Consider the following 13710-nt stretch of genomic DNA (forward strand, 5'->3'; position numbering starts at 1 on the left):
TGGGGGGAAAGCCCCTTTCCCAGGGAATCTTGGGGGGGGTGGGTTTTCCCCCGCGATAAAGCTTCAAACCGCCGGCAAGTCGATTACAAATCGGGTCCAGCCCGCCGCCGACTCGGCACGGATACTCCCGCCATGGGCCTGGACGATCGAGCGGGTAATGGCCAAGCCCAAACCCGCATGCTCGCTACTGCCTTCACGACGCGCCGGATCAGCCCGGTAAAAACGATCAAACAGCCGCGGTAGCAACGCCGGGTCGATGGGCTCGCCGGTATTGGCGACCTGCAAGCGCACCTGGTGATCCTGAACGTCGATACTCACCCGAATCTCGCCCTGTGCCGGGGTGAAGCGCAGCGCATTGTCGAGCAGGTTGGACAAGGCCCGGCGCAGCATGTGCCGGTCACCTTCCAGGCTCGCCTGACCCTCCCGGTGTAACGCCACACCCGCTTCTTCAGCCAGCGGCGCGTAGTACTCCAGCAGAGCGTCAGCTTCTTCCGAGAGAGCAAGCCGTTGGCGGCTGGGCATCAACAGACCGTGGTCGGCCTTGGCCAGGTAAAGCATGTCGTTGACCAGCTGCGCCATCCACTGCAGTTCTTCAAGGTTGCTGTGCAGGGCTTCGCGGTATTCCTCCAGACTGCGTGGGCGGGTGAGGGTGACCTGGGTGTGGGTCAGCAGGTTCGACAGTGGCGTGCGCAGTTCGTGAGCGATATCGGCAGAGAATGCCGACAAGCGCTGGAAGGCATCGTCCAGCCGCTCGAGCATGGCGTTGACGGTTTGTGCCAGTTCAGCCAGTTCCACCGGCATCTGGCCCTCGGGCAGGCGTGTGGTCAATGAACGCGCCGATACCTTGGAAGCCACTTCACCCATTTGCCGAAGCGGACGCAAGCCGCTGCGCGCCGCCCAGGCGCCGAGCAATGCGGTGGCCAGGGCCGAGAGACCAACCGTTAGCCAGATCAGTTGCTGCATGCGCTGGAGAAAGTGCTGGTGGTGGGTGATGTCGAGAAACAGCGTCAGTTGCGCCGACTGCCGGTCGCCTTCGTCAAGATTGACGCACAGGCTGCGGTAAGCGCTATTGCTGTTATGCAAGGTGCTCAGCCCGGGTACCTGGGGGGAGTCGGGCAGATTGGCCTGGCTGTCGAACCATACCTGTCCATTGCTGCCGCGAACCCGTACCGCAAGGTCGGCCTGATGGCTCAATTCGCTTTGCAGCGCAGGCAGGCGCGTGGCAAGGCTGGCGGGGTCGTGGACGCCGTCGAGCATCTGGCGCAGTACTGACAGGCGACTCTCGAGCAGTTGCTGGTCGAGCTCAATGAAATGGTGCTGGCTGGCGCGGCTGAACAGCACACCCGCGGTCAACGAAACCACCGCGGTGCACGCGGCGAACAACAGTGCCAGGCGGCTGCCCAGGGACAGTCGGCGCATCAGGCAGGCCGCTCTTCAAGGACATAACCCATGCCGCGCACGGTATGGATCAGCTTGTGCTCATGGTTGTCATCGATTTTCAGCCGTAGACGGCGGATCGCCACTTCGATGACGTTGGTGTCACTGTCGAAATTCATGTCCCAGACCTGCGAGGCAATCAGCGACTTGGGCAGTACTTCGCCCTGGCGCCGCAGAAGCAGCTCAAGCAGGGCAAATTCCTTGGCGGTGAGGTCGATACGCAGGCCGCTACGTTCGACCCGGCGACGGATCAGATCCAGGCGCAGGTCGCCAAGGCCCAGGCTGGTTTCCTGGGTCGGGCTGCTGCCCCGGCGCAGCAGGCTGCGCACCCGTGCCAGCAGCTCGGAGAAGGCAAAGGGCTTGACCAGGTAATCATCGGCGCCCAGTTCCAGGCCATGTACGCGGTCTTCCACCGCATCGCGGGCGGTCAGGAACAGTACCGGCACCTCATTGCCTGATGCACGCACGGCCTGGAGGATCTGCCAGCCATCGCGACCGGGCAGCATCACATCGAGGATCAACAGGTCGTGGTCGCCTGTAAGGGCCAGGTGCTGGCCCGTATTACCGTCGGTGGCCAGCTCTGTGGCAAAACCTGCTTCACTGAGGCCCTGGCACAGGTAGTGGCCGGTCTTGGTCTGGTCTTCGACGATCAACAGTTTCATCGGCTGGCTCTTGGAGATGGGTTGCCGGGTGGTTATACCGCGCCGGGCGTTGTCGGTGGCCAAGCTGACAAAGTTGTAATCTTTTTGTCAGGTAGCTGCCAGCGCAGGTTTTCTACAGTGAAGCCTGATTCGTCGCAACCCTGGAGTGGGCCTGACATGAAACACCTTATTTTCGCCGGCGCCCTGGCGCTGTTCAGCTTGCCAGCACTGGCATCACCGGCGCATTCCTATGCTTTTGGTGCCCCTGCAGCGGCCACCAAGGCAGATCGCACTGTGGAAATCGTTATGGGTGATATGTACTACGAGCCGCGCAGCCTGCAAGTCAAGGCAGGGGAAACGGTGCGCTTCGTGCTGATCAATAAGGGCGCGGTGGCGCATGAGTTCAGCCTCGGCGACGCGGTCATGCATGCCAAGCACCAGAAGGAAATGATCGCCATGCAGGGGCAGATGGACCACGCCGCCATGGGTCACGGTGGAATGCAGCACGGCGCCAGCATGCAGCATGACGATCCCAACACGGTCATGGTCGATCCCGGCAAGCGTGGTGAGTTGACCTGGACTTTCACTCAGGCCACCCCGATCGAGTTCGCCTGCAATGTGCCGGGGCACTACCAGGCCGGCATGGTTGGCACACTGACCATCGGCCAATAACAGGGGATTACCCAACGCATGGCACAAACCCGATAAACTAGGCGCATTTCGTCCTTCAGGTTTGAGCCATGCATCCCGCCGCCGAACATTCCCCGCTGGGCAAGTCCAGCGAATACATCGCCACTTACACACCATCGCTGCTGTTCCCGATCCCGCGCGCGGCCAAATGGGCCGAGCTGGGCGTCAGCGCCCAGACCCTGCCTTGGCTAGGTGTGGATTTCTGGAACTGCTTCGAGTTGTCCTGGCTGCTGCCTTCGGGCAAGCCAGTGGTGGCTATCGGCGAGTTCGCCATTCCCGCCGACTCGCCAAACATTATCGAGTCCAAGTCGTTCAAGCTGTACCTGAACTCCTTGAACCAGACTGTGTTCGAAACGCCCGCTGCACTGCAGGCATGCCTGGTAAAAGACCTTTCGGCTGCAGCCGGCAAGCCGGTAGCCGTGCAGGTTCGCAGTCTGTCTGAAGTCGAAGGGCAGGGCGTGGTTGCTTTGCCGGGCGTGTGTATTGACGACCTGGACGTGAGCATCAGCAACTATGAGCAACCGCAGCCGGAATTGCTGCGTTGCGACAGCAGCCGCATCGTCGAAGAAACCTTGCACAGCCATCTGCTCAAATCCAACTGCCCGGTCACTGGCCAGCCGGATTGGGGCAGCGTTACCGTGCATTACCGCGGGGCGGCATTGGATCACGCCAGCCTGCTGACCTACCTGATCAGCTTCCGCCAGCATGCCGATTTCCATGAGCAGTGCGTGGAACGCATCTACCTGGACCTCAAGCGTTTGCTCAATCCTGAGTTCCTGACGGTCTACGCCCGTTACGTGCGTCGCGGCGGGCTGGATATCAACCCGTACCGCAGCACCGAAACCGTGACATTGCCGAACCTGCGCCTGGTTCGGCAGTAACGAAAAAAGCCCCGTTCAATGACGGGGCTTTTTATTTGAATGGGATCAGATGCCCATACTGTGCAAGCTTACGGCCAGGCGGCGCAAAATGCCGGTCAGGCTGGGGTGATTGGCTTCAAAGGTTTCAACCGCCAGGTTGACGCTGTCGACCAGGTCATTGTCCGGGGCGGTGGCTTCCAGCTCAAGCTTGGCCTCGATTTGCCGCATCAGCTCATGCAGGTGTTCGCGCTCTTCTTCTGAAAGCGGTGGGTTTTGCTCCAGTTGCTCGCGCAGCTCGTTGAGTTGCTGTTGCAGTTCGCGGGCAGGCATGGGTGATCTCCCTCTATGAATAGGCACAGTCATGGACCCCGGTAGCGGGTGAAAGGTCCATACCTTGCCTACTAGAGTAATCCACTGCGCAACGCTTTGCATGACCGGGATCAACGGCCCTGTGTCAGGGTTTTTCACCCTTGAGGCGGCGCTGGGCGATGTCCGCCAGGCAATCGCTCAGTGCTTCGAGGTGATCGATCACCGAGTGCACGCCCATGGCGAACAACTGCAGGGTTGCCTTGGCACGCTTGTGTTCCAGTTCCTGGGGAGAGTCGGTGGTGCAGGTCGGGCCGCAGCGGGCAAGGCCGATGGTCCACAGGCCAGCGTTGAGGCCTGATTGCAGCAGCCGTGGTTCACCGCTGACCAATACACATCCTTCCAGTTTGGTGGTCTTGAGGCTCATCAACGCTTGCCAGCAGGCATCGGGTGCCGGCCAGGGAGCCGACCCAGCATGGGCGTTGAGCCAGGCCGGCAGTTGCCCGGCCAGGCGCTCTGTGTCGGTGGCAGGCAACTCGTCAATCCAGGCGCACGGCACCTGCTGCTGTTGCAGCCAGTCGAGGGTCTGTAGTGCGCCTGGAGCGGGGAAGGAGTGTTCAGGGCTGGTACCCGTTTCGACCAGGCAATTGCGCAAGCCAAACAGCAGAGCGGTAATCGCGGGAGAGATTGACATGGCAACGTCCCTGAAATAGCCCGCAGGCTACACTCGGCGTGTTACGTCTAGGTGACGGTGCTGCTACACAGTTGTTCACAAAATCGTGACCACATTTGTGTCAGGCTGTTTATCAGTGGAAGACCCTTTATACTTGTTTCCTTTTTTAGCGCAGGACGCTTGACGTCCTGCGCAGTGACTGTCGAGGAGTAACTCTATGCGTAGGATCGGTACAGGCGTGTTCGATCGGATGACCCGGGCCTGTGTTTGCGCCGGCCTGCTGCTGGCCCCGCTGGGCGCAGCCCAGGCGGCGACCGAGGAAGATCCGTGGGAGAGTATCAACCGCCCGATCTTTACCTTTAACGACACCGTCGACACCTACGCACTCAAGCCGCTGGCCAAGGGTTACCAGGCGGTCACCCCGCAGTTCCTGGAAGACGGCATCCATAACATGTTCCGTAACCTGGGCGATGTCACCAACCTGGCCAACAACGTCCTGCAGCTCAAGCCTCACGCTGCAGGCGTCGATACCGCCCGCCTGATCGTCAACACCACCTTCGGTCTGGGCGGTTTCTTCGATGTCGGCACCAAGATGGGCCTGCAACGTAACGACGAAGACTTCGGTCAGACCCTGGGTTACTGGGGCGTAGGCAGTGGCCCTTACGTGATGCTGCCATTGCTTGGCCCAAGCACTGTACGTGATGCCATCGGCAAGTACCCGGACACCTATACCGAACCCTACCGCTACATCGACCACGTGCCGACCCGCAACACCGCGATTGCCGTGGATGTCGTCGATACCCGCGCCAGCTTGCTGTCGGCCGAAAAGCTGATCAGCGGCGACAAGTACGTGTTTATCCGCAACGCTTACCTGCAGAACCGCGAGTTCAAGGTCAAGGATGGCGAAGTCAAAGACGACTTTTAATCGTTGCGCCAATGAAAAAGGCGGCCCAAGGGCCGCCTTTTTCATGTCTGCGGTTCAGCATTGCGCCGAGGTTCTGCTTTAAATTAAGATTGCAAATAATTATCAATTGCAAAATATTGTCGCAGTCATGAGCGAATCACTTTCCGCTAACAGCAACCACCTGCGCAACATCGAAGCGCTCTACAGCGGCCATCACGGTTGGCTGTATGCCCGATTGCGCAAGCGCTTGGGTAATGCCATGGATGCGGCTGATCTGGTGCAGGATACCTTTGTACGAGTCCTGGCTTCGAATGTCAGCGTTTTCGAAGAACCCCGCGCATATCTCAACTGTGTCGCCAGCGGTATCCTCGCCAACTGGTGTCAGCGCAAGGCACTGGAGCGCGCCTATCTCGCCGCGTTGGCGGCGCTCCCAGCGCCGGAGGTGCCCTCACCGGAGACTCGCTTGCTGGTGCTGGAGACCCTGCACGAAATTGACGCCATGCTCGATACCCTGCCGCCATTGGTCCGGCGCGCCTTCTTGTTGTCTCAGATAGGCGGCATGAAGTACGAAGACATTGCCGAAAAAATCGGCGTGTCGCTCATTACTGTCAAGCGCTATATGAAGCAGGCATTTTTGCAGTGCCTGGCGTTGGTGGGGTAAATGACCGACACACATCGTACCGACGCGATAGGCCCCGACGTGCTTGATGAGGCGGCCGAATGGCTGATGTGTTTGGGTGCCAGCGATGTCACCGATGCGCAGAAGGCCGCCTGGATCGTTTGGCGTAACAGCAGCCCTGAACGTGAGGCCGCCTGGCGCCGTGCCGAATTATTGATGAGCAAACTGGAAGGCTTGCCACCGGCGGTATCCATGTCGGCACTGGATCGCCCGCCGGACCCGAGCCGTCGCGCGCTGGTTACGCGATTGGCCGCATTGCTTGCGTTGGGGCCTGCAGCCTGGGCAACCTGGACAGTGACCGAGCAGCAAGGCTGGATGGCAGACTACAGCGCGCCCATTGGCGAGCGCCGCGAGCTGACACTGGCCGATGGAACCCGTGTCGTGCTCAACACCGATTCGGCGATCGATGTGCGTTTCGATGCCAGTCAGCGTTTCATTCGCTTGCGTCGGGGCGAAATCCTGGTCCAGACCGCCCCGGACACGCTTGTCCCGTCCCGACCGCTGCGGGTTGGAACCGGCGAGGGACTCATGCAAGCACTGGGTACGCGCTTTACCGTTCGCGAGCGCGCCGGGCGTACGTATCTCGCTGTCTTCGAGGGGGCGATCAAGGTTGAGCCGGTCAATGCTGTGGGGGGCGAGGCATTGGTGGTACGGGCAGGTGAAAAAACCGACTTCGATGCGCAGGCAGCCAGCAGGGTCGGCCCAGCCGACAACAGCATTACTGGCTGGACTCAAGGCATGCTGCTGGCTGACAGGATGAGGCTGGATGATTTTGTTGCCGAGTTGGCGCGCTATCGGCGCGGCTTCGTACGCTGTGATCCGGCCATTGCCAATCTGCTCATATCGGGCGCCTTTCCGCTCAACGACACTCAGCGCACCTTGAATATGCTTGTGCAGACCTATCCGCTAGCCCTGACAACACATATGAATGGCTACTGGATTTTGCTCTCCGCCCGCTGAGCAACAAGTTGGCTGAAAATAAAGTGCTTGGCGGGTGATACTTTTTTGCACCTGGGCTGGCAATAGGAGTGAAAACCACTTTTAACCCAGCCCATAGGATCCACCTGTCATGTCTGTTGCAAGTCGTCCTCGCGGTGAATGCACATTAGCAAAAGCCGTTCGCACCGCTATGCTGAGTTTCGCTCTGGCAGCAGGAAGCGCCAATGCCTGGTCTGCCGTACCCCAGCAGCTGGATGCTGTTGCCAGCAAAACCTATGACATTCCGGCAGGTCCTCTGGGGCGCGCACTCTCCAGCTTTGCCATGGCGTCCGGAATCGCGTTGTCGTTCGAGCCGGCGTTGACCGATGGGCTTCACAGTCCGGGCCTGTCAGGCGCCTACTCGGTACGTGACGGGGTTGCGCAGCTGCTCGCTGGCAGTGGCCTGGATCTGGTCGAACGCGACGATGGCAGCTACACCTTGATCAAGCAACCGGGCGGTGATGGCCTGACGCTTGCTGTTACCAACATCGATGCCTACAGCACGCGCGCTGATGCACTGCCTGACGCTTACGCCGGTGGGCAGGTCGCTCGCGGTGGGCGAGTGGGGATGCTTGGCAATAAAGAGGTAATGGATACGCCCTTCAGCGTAACCAGCTACACCGCCAAAACCCTTGCCGATCTGCAGACTGTGACCGTTGCCGATGCCCTGGAGCGTGACCCGTCAGTGCGATCCACGGGGCAGACGGGCGGGATTGTCGACTCCTTTTTCATTCGCGGCTTTCCGGTGGGCGAAGGCAACTTGGGGGAATTGGCCTTCGATGGGGTGTACGGCGTGGCACCCAACTACCGTGTGTTCACCGAGTATGCCGAGCGTGTTGAAGTGCTCAAAGGGCCGGGTGCCTTGGTCTACGGTATTTCGCCCAACAGTGGCGTGGGCGGTGTGATCAACATTGTGCCCAAGCGTGCTCTCGCCGATGACCTGACCCGATTCACCGCCAGCTATAGCGCCGACACCCAGGCGGGCGGCCATATCGATGTCAGCCGTCGTTTCGGGGAAGAGAAGGAATGGGGTGTGCGTTTTAACGGCAGTGCCGCGCAGGGAGATACCGCCATTGATAACCAGGAAAGAGCCTTGGATATCGGTGCCATCGCTCTGGATTATCAAGGGGAACGCCTGCGCTTGAACCTTGACTTCATCAGCCAGAAAGAGCAGTGGGATGCGGCCTCACGCCCCTTTACCGTCGCTCCGGGTATTGATGTGCCCTCAGCCCCCCATGGCCGTACCAATTTGCCGCAAGATTGGGGCTGGTCGGAAACCCGGGAACAGTCGGCATTGCTGGGTGGGGAGTATGACCTCAGTGATGCGCTGACCGTGTTTGCCCATGCCGGTGGCGGCAAGGCAGATGTCAAACGCATGTCGGACCAGGTGCCGCGAATCCTTAACGAAGCAGGCGATACCAGCAACATTCCTGGCTACTACAAATTCAATGTCGATCGTTCAACGGCTGATATCGGAATTCGTGCCATCTTCGATACCGGTCCGGTCAACCATACCACCACGCTCATGGCGACCCGGTATCAGGACGAACTGTCCAGGGGTATCACCAACGGCACTGCAATCCTCTCGAACATCTACCATCCGGTAGACGTGCCCAAGCAGCACATCAATGCCCCGGACGTGTTGCGGATTTCAGAGTCGCAACTGTCTGGCGTCGCACTCACCGACACCTTGTCGGTGCTTGAGGAGCGGCTGCAACTGACCTTGGGTGTGCGCCGGCAGGATATCGAGTCGCGCAACTACAGCGCCACCGGTGCGGTTACTTCCCGCTACGACGATAGCGCGACAACGCCGTTGTTGGGGGTTGTGGTCAAACCATGGGAAAACGTGTCGTTCTATTACAACTACGTCGAGGGTTTGAGTAAAGGTGATATCGCCCCGGCTACCGCAGACAACGCCGGCGAGGCCTTCGCGCCTTATGAGTCCAGGCAGCACGAGCTTGGGGTGAAGCTCGAAAAGGGCACGTTCATGACCACCTTGGCCTTGTTCCAGATCCAGAAGCCCAGTGGCGAGCTGGGCGCAGGCAACCTGTTCTCGGTCCAGGCGGAACAGCGTAACCGCGGGATTGAACTGAGTATGTTCGGCGAAGTGGCGCCGGGTACCCGTTTGCTGGGTGGCGTGACACTGCTCGACGGTGAACTGACCGATTCGGCCACTCGCGCAAATCGAGGCAATGAGCCGGTTGGCGTACCTGACGTGCAAGCCAACTTCTGGGCTGAGTGGGATACGCCCTGGGTTGAGGGTTTCACCGTCACCGGCGGTGCGATCTACACCGGTAGTCAGTATATCGATCAGGCCAACACTCAGGAGCTGGATGCCTGGACGCGCATCGATGCAGGGGCGCGCTACGCCACCAGGATCGAAGGTCGGCCGACGACATTCCGGGCCACGGTGCAAAACGTCTTTGACCGCGAGTACTGGTCGGGTGTCGCTTCGTATGGGGCGATTTCTCCCGGATACCCGCGTACGTTACAGCTGTCGGCCTCCGTAGACTTTTGAAACAGGTGGTTGTAGCCCTCCGGCCGTTTGGCCTGGAGGGCCTGTACTGGCCGGCAAGCAATATGCTCTGTAGTAACTGAAAGTGATCGCCTAAATAACTCCTGGCTCTTTAGCCGGCAAAGAGCAGCCGCGAGCATCGGCATACCCTTGAAACCCCCCGCAGATGGGAGTACCGTCTGCGCCTTACAGGGCACCTCTGCTAGTTGCCGGACAGCCTGACCTGTCCTACAACTCTAATAAGAGTGGCTAGAAGAAAATCCAGTATGTGTGCTCATGCCTTGTCGAGCCGCCTACGCCAACCTAATTCTGGCGCCGTTTGCCCACATGCAGAAAACCAGTGCGACGCTGCTGATAATCGATGACGACGATGTCGTACGTGCGAGTCTTGCCGCCTACCTTGAAGACAGTGGTTTCAGTGTCCTGCAAGCGAGTAATGGCCAGCAGGGCCTCCAGGTCTTCGAACAGGAACAGCCTGATCTAGTGATCTGCGATCTGCGCATGCCGCAAATGGGCGGCCTGGAGCTGATTCGCCAGGTCACCGAGCGCGCGCCTGAATTGCCGGTGATCGTGGTCTCCGGTGCCGGGGTGATGAACGATGCGGTGGAGGCGTTGCGCCTGGGCGCTGCCGACTACCTGATCAAGCCTCTGGAAGACCTCGCGGTACTTGAGCACTCGGTACGCCGTGCGCTGGATCGGGCGCGCCTGGTGCTGGAAAACCAGCGTTACCGGGAAAAGCTCGAAACCGCCAACCGCGAACTGGAGGCCAGCCTGCACCTGTTGCAGGAGGACCAGACGGCCGGGCGTCAGGTGCAGATGAACATGCTGCCGGAAAGCCCCTGGGTGGCTGACGAACTGGCGTTTGAGCACCAGATCATTCCCTCGTTGTACCTGTCAGGCGATTTCGTCGACTATTTCCGGGTGGATGAGCGACGCATCGCGTTTTACCTGGCAGACGTTTCCGGTCATGGCGCCTCCTCGGCGTTCGTCACCGTACTCCTGAAGTTCATGACCACCAGGCTGTTGTTCGAGTTCAAGCGCAATTCCAGACTGCGCGACTTCAAGCCTTCGGAAGTGCTTGGACACATCAACCGCGGCCTGATCAACTGCAAGCTGGGCAAGCATGTGACCATGGTGGGTGGCGTGATCGATGAAGACACCGGGCTGATGACCTACAGCATCGGCGGCCACTTGCCGTTGCCGGTGCTCTATACCCCGGGCCAGAGCCGTTACCTGGAAGGGCGCGGTTTGCCGGTCGGACTGTTCGAGGAGGCCAGCTACCAGGACCATGTCCTGGAGTTGCCGCCGCAGTTCAGCTTGACCTTACTCTCTGATGGCATTCTGGACCTTTTGCCTGGGAAGACACTCAAAGATAAAGAAACGGCCTTGCCAGAGATTATCAAGGCCGCAGGTGGTAGTCTGGATGGGCTACGCCAACGATTCGGATTAGCTACGCTTGGGGAGATGCCGGATGATATCGCCCTATTGGTGTTGAGCAGGAACCTTCAATGAGTACGGGAAGAATCCAGTTCGCTGAACAGAACGGCACCTTCGTTCTGAAGTTTGTCGGCGAAGTGCGCCTGACCTTGTGTTCAGCGCTGGATGCGACTATTGAAAAGATCTTCACGGCGCTGGATTTCTCGGCGATCGTCATCGATCTGACTGAAACCGAAAGCATCGACAGCACCACCCTGGGTTTGCTGGCCAAACTCTCGATCCTGTCGCGCCAGAAGGTCGGCCTGTTGCCGACCGTGGTGACCACCAACCCGGATATCTCGCGGTTGTTGCAGTCAATGGGCTTCGACCAGGTGTTCAACATCGTTGACCGGCCGATCCCATGCCCTGAGTGCCTGACCGACCTGCCTTCCCAGGACCAGAACGAGGATGTCGTGCGCTCCAAGGTTCTGGAGGCACACAAGATCCTCATGGGCCTGAACGATTCCAACCGTGAAGCCTTCCACGACCTGGTCAACGCCCTCGAGCGCACCTGACCTGGCTCGCAGGCGCCGTCGGGCGCCTGCTGCTACCTCTGTCTATTCTGTTGCCCTGGGTGGAAACTCGGTCGGCGCCGCGCCGTCGGCGTTGAGTTGAAAAATCCGTGCTGGCTGACCTTCTTCATTGAAAAACACCTGGCCCAGGCCTGCGCTGTTCCATAGCCGCTCGCCAGCCTTGCTGTGGCTGGGCGTGCGAGGAATCACTTCCATCAGCCGGCGCTTGGTGAACCAGTTGAGTGGCGAGCGTGGCGAATACAGCCAGCGGTTGAGGCGATCGAAGGTGTCCAGCAAGCGTCGCGGGAACTCGTTCTTGATGCCACTGCTGGTGATTTGCCAGAGGTGCGGGCTGCGCTGTCGGTGTCGGATCAGTACTTCGTAGACGAAGGAATAGTGCACGTCACCGGAAAGCACCACGTAATGCCCAGGTGTGCGCGAGTGTCGGAAGATGTTCAGGATCACCTGCGCCGCGCCGCGGTGGGCCATCCAGTTTTCAGCGTCGACCAGCAGCGGGTAGCCCAGCCAGCTGAATATCCGTTGCACCGTTTCGATCAGCTTGACGCCGAATATTGGTGCAGGGGAGACGATGATTGCCGAGGGGTGGTCGAGCAGGGCCTGTTGCAGTTCGCTCAGGGCCTCCCAATCGAGCAGGCCGGAAGGCTTTTTCAGGTTGCTTTCACTGCGCCAGCGGCGGGTGCGGGTATCCAGTACCAGCAGCGGTGGATTGCTTGGCAGCACGAACTGCCAGCCTTGAAAGCGCAACACCTCATCGATCAGCGCGTCCTGCAGCGGGGCATCCAGGTGCTGGTCGGGCAGGGCGCTGTGGGTCAATGCCTGACATTTTTGCACCAGCTCGCGGCAGGTGTCGGGATCGTTGCCCCAGCCCTGGCACAACAGGTAGGCAAGCAGTGCGTTGCCAATGATGCGCTTGGAGAAGGGATGGCCGTAAGCGGTTGCTTCCCACTGTGCCGACAGGTTCCAGTCATCGGTGATGTCGTGATCGTCGAAAATCATCAGGCTGGGGACATGCGCCAGTACCCGTGCCACGCCGCTCAAACCGTCGACAAATCCGTGGATCAGCTGTTGCTCCTGCTGGTATCGATCCTGGCGTTGCACCGTGAGCCCCTGCGGCATCTGCGGGTTGATCAGTGTCCAGGGTACGGGCGACCAGACCAGCAGGTACATGGCCATGACCTCGGCGAAGGTCACCAGGTGGTTGTCAGCGTTGCTGCTGGTGAAGATTGGCTTGCGCGCACCACCGAAGAAGCGCTCACGCAGGGTCTCGTTGCTTTCCAGCGCGGGCAGTAGGTCGGCCCGGTGGTAATAGCTGGCTGGGTGTCGATAGAGTGCGGTGCTGTTATCGACCACTGCGCCTTGCAGGCGCTCGTCAAACAGCTCCAAGCGCTCGATCAAGGCATGGACCGCCCGTAGCATTGGTCCGGCGACGTCGTCGGCGTAGACCTGATCGCCACTCATCATCAGCAGGGCAGGGCGCGACTTGGGGTCGGAACACTCCATCAGCAGGCGATCTGCGCAGAGCAAACCATCGGCAGCCGGGTAATGGGGCTTGCGGCATGAGCCGTGGAGCAGTTGCTCGAGGCGCGAATGCAGGACGAAGCTGGGCTGGCGAGCGCCTTCGTAGAGCAGGTGCGGGGCCCATTCGGCGATGCCCTGGACACCGTCGGCGGTCTGCAGGATCAGGTCATAGTCGATGTGTACATCGCAGGGCAATGCGTTGTCGAGGTGAATGTCGATCAGGTGTACGAACGCCTGGCGGCCGATGGCGATGACCTGGCAATCAATCGTCGGCGTGATATCCGGACAGCTCAGCGACAAAGTCGGTTGCAGCGCTTGCGAGCCGACTAGCCAGAACACCATTCGCGTGGGTTCGAGGCGACGCAGCAAGGGGCCGGCCAATACGGCCGGCAGTACGGAAGGTTCAGGCATCAACTTCTCTGTAAAGCACAATCAAAAGCATCGCGGGGGGGGGAGGGGGCAAAAGGGGAGGGGGGAGGGGGGCTGGCCCACGAGGGGGG

General features: G+C 60.0%; 13 protein-coding genes. 8 read left to right on the forward strand and 5 right to left on the reverse strand.

Translation table 11 applies throughout. From position 1 onward, the window contains the following. Positions 1-63 precede the first annotated feature (63 nt). Both ACO6VD_RS02195 and ACO6VD_RS02200 read right to left on the reverse strand, forming a co-directional pair. A complete protein-coding gene (locus tag ACO6VD_RS02195; RefSeq protein WP_422416734.1) occupies positions 64-1422 on the reverse strand; it encodes a heavy metal sensor histidine kinase in 1359 nt (452 codons plus the stop codon). Next, a complete protein-coding gene (locus tag ACO6VD_RS02200) occupies positions 1419-2099 on the reverse strand; it encodes a heavy metal response regulator transcription factor (protein WP_422416721.1) in 681 nt (226 codons plus the stop codon). Before ACO6VD_RS02200 ends, ACO6VD_RS02195 begins: the two co-directional genes overlap by 4 nt. 156 nt (positions 2100-2255) lie before the next feature. On the opposite strand from ACO6VD_RS02200, the gene ACO6VD_RS02205 reads away from it, so the two are divergent. Both ACO6VD_RS02205 and queF read left to right on the forward strand, forming a co-directional pair. Continuing rightward, on the forward strand, positions 2256-2750 hold the full coding sequence (locus ACO6VD_RS02205; protein WP_422416723.1) for a cupredoxin domain-containing protein: 495 nt from the start codon (positions 2256-2258) through the stop codon (positions 2748-2750). A 68-nt stretch (positions 2751-2818) separates the two neighbouring features. Further along, positions 2819-3649, forward strand: coding sequence for an NADPH-dependent 7-cyano-7-deazaguanine reductase QueF (queF, locus tag ACO6VD_RS02210; RefSeq protein ID WP_422416725.1), 831 nt, complete (start codon positions 2819-2821; stop codon positions 3647-3649). 45 nt (positions 3650-3694) lie between these two features. On the opposite strand, the gene ACO6VD_RS02215 is transcribed toward queF, so the two are convergent. Further along, on the reverse strand, positions 3695-3958 hold the full coding sequence (locus ACO6VD_RS02215) for a DUF4404 family protein (protein WP_422416726.1): 264 nt from the start codon (positions 3956-3958) through the stop codon (positions 3695-3697). A 124-nt stretch (positions 3959-4082) separates the two neighbouring features. Continuing rightward, positions 4083-4628, reverse strand: coding sequence for a phosphonoacetaldehyde phosphonohydrolase-related protein (locus ACO6VD_RS02220; protein ID WP_422416727.1), 546 nt, complete (start codon positions 4626-4628; stop codon positions 4083-4085). A 196-nt stretch (positions 4629-4824) separates the two neighbouring features. Here ACO6VD_RS02220 and ACO6VD_RS02225 point away from each other — a divergent pair, with 196 nt between their 5' ends. The 6 genes from ACO6VD_RS02225 to rssC all read left to right on the forward strand — a co-directional run bounded on the left by ACO6VD_RS02225 (position 4825) and on the right by rssC (position 11674). Then, the gene (locus ACO6VD_RS02225) at positions 4825-5532 is read left to right on the forward strand and encodes an MlaA family lipoprotein (RefSeq protein ID WP_422416728.1); all 708 of its coding nucleotides are present in this window, start codon (positions 4825-4827) and stop codon (positions 5530-5532) included. A gap of 127 nt (positions 5533-5659) precedes the next feature. After that, the gene (locus tag ACO6VD_RS02230) at positions 5660-6172 is read left to right on the forward strand and encodes a sigma-70 family RNA polymerase sigma factor (protein ID WP_422416730.1); all 513 of its coding nucleotides are present in this window, start codon (positions 5660-5662) and stop codon (positions 6170-6172) included. Beyond that, positions 6173-7150, forward strand: a complete 978-nt coding sequence (locus ACO6VD_RS02235) for a FecR domain-containing protein (RefSeq protein ID WP_422416731.1) — start codon at positions 6173-6175, stop codon at positions 7148-7150. It begins immediately after the preceding gene. 109 nt (positions 7151-7259) lie between these two features. Then, positions 7260-9686, forward strand: coding sequence for a TonB-dependent siderophore receptor (locus tag ACO6VD_RS02240; RefSeq protein ID WP_422416732.1), 2427 nt, complete (start codon positions 7260-7262; stop codon positions 9684-9686). A gap of 324 nt (positions 9687-10010) precedes the next feature. After that, positions 10011-11195 carry a two-component system response regulator RssB gene (gene rssB / locus ACO6VD_RS02245; protein ID WP_422416735.1) on the forward strand — a complete coding sequence of 395 codons (1185 nt, stop codon included), beginning with the start codon at positions 10011-10013 and terminating at the stop codon, positions 11193-11195. Further along, the gene (gene rssC / locus ACO6VD_RS02250; protein ID WP_400173061.1) at positions 11192-11674 is read left to right on the forward strand and encodes an anti-sigma factor antagonist RssC; all 483 of its coding nucleotides are present in this window, start codon (positions 11192-11194) and stop codon (positions 11672-11674) included. Before rssB ends, rssC begins: the two co-directional genes overlap by 4 nt. Positions 11675-11716: 42 nt before the next feature. Here the strand turns inward: rssC and ACO6VD_RS02255 are convergent, their stop codons facing one another. Continuing rightward, positions 11717-13621 (reverse strand): alkaline phosphatase D family protein, encoded by a 1905-nt coding sequence (locus ACO6VD_RS02255; RefSeq protein WP_422416733.1) that lies wholly within the window; start codon positions 13619-13621, stop codon positions 11717-11719. Between the last annotated feature and the right edge of the window lie 89 nt (positions 13622-13710).

Source organism: Pseudomonas sp. GZD-222, assembly GCF_049310525.1.
In the GTDB taxonomy this organism is placed as follows: Bacteria; Pseudomonadota; Gammaproteobacteria; order Pseudomonadales; family Pseudomonadaceae; genus Aquipseudomonas.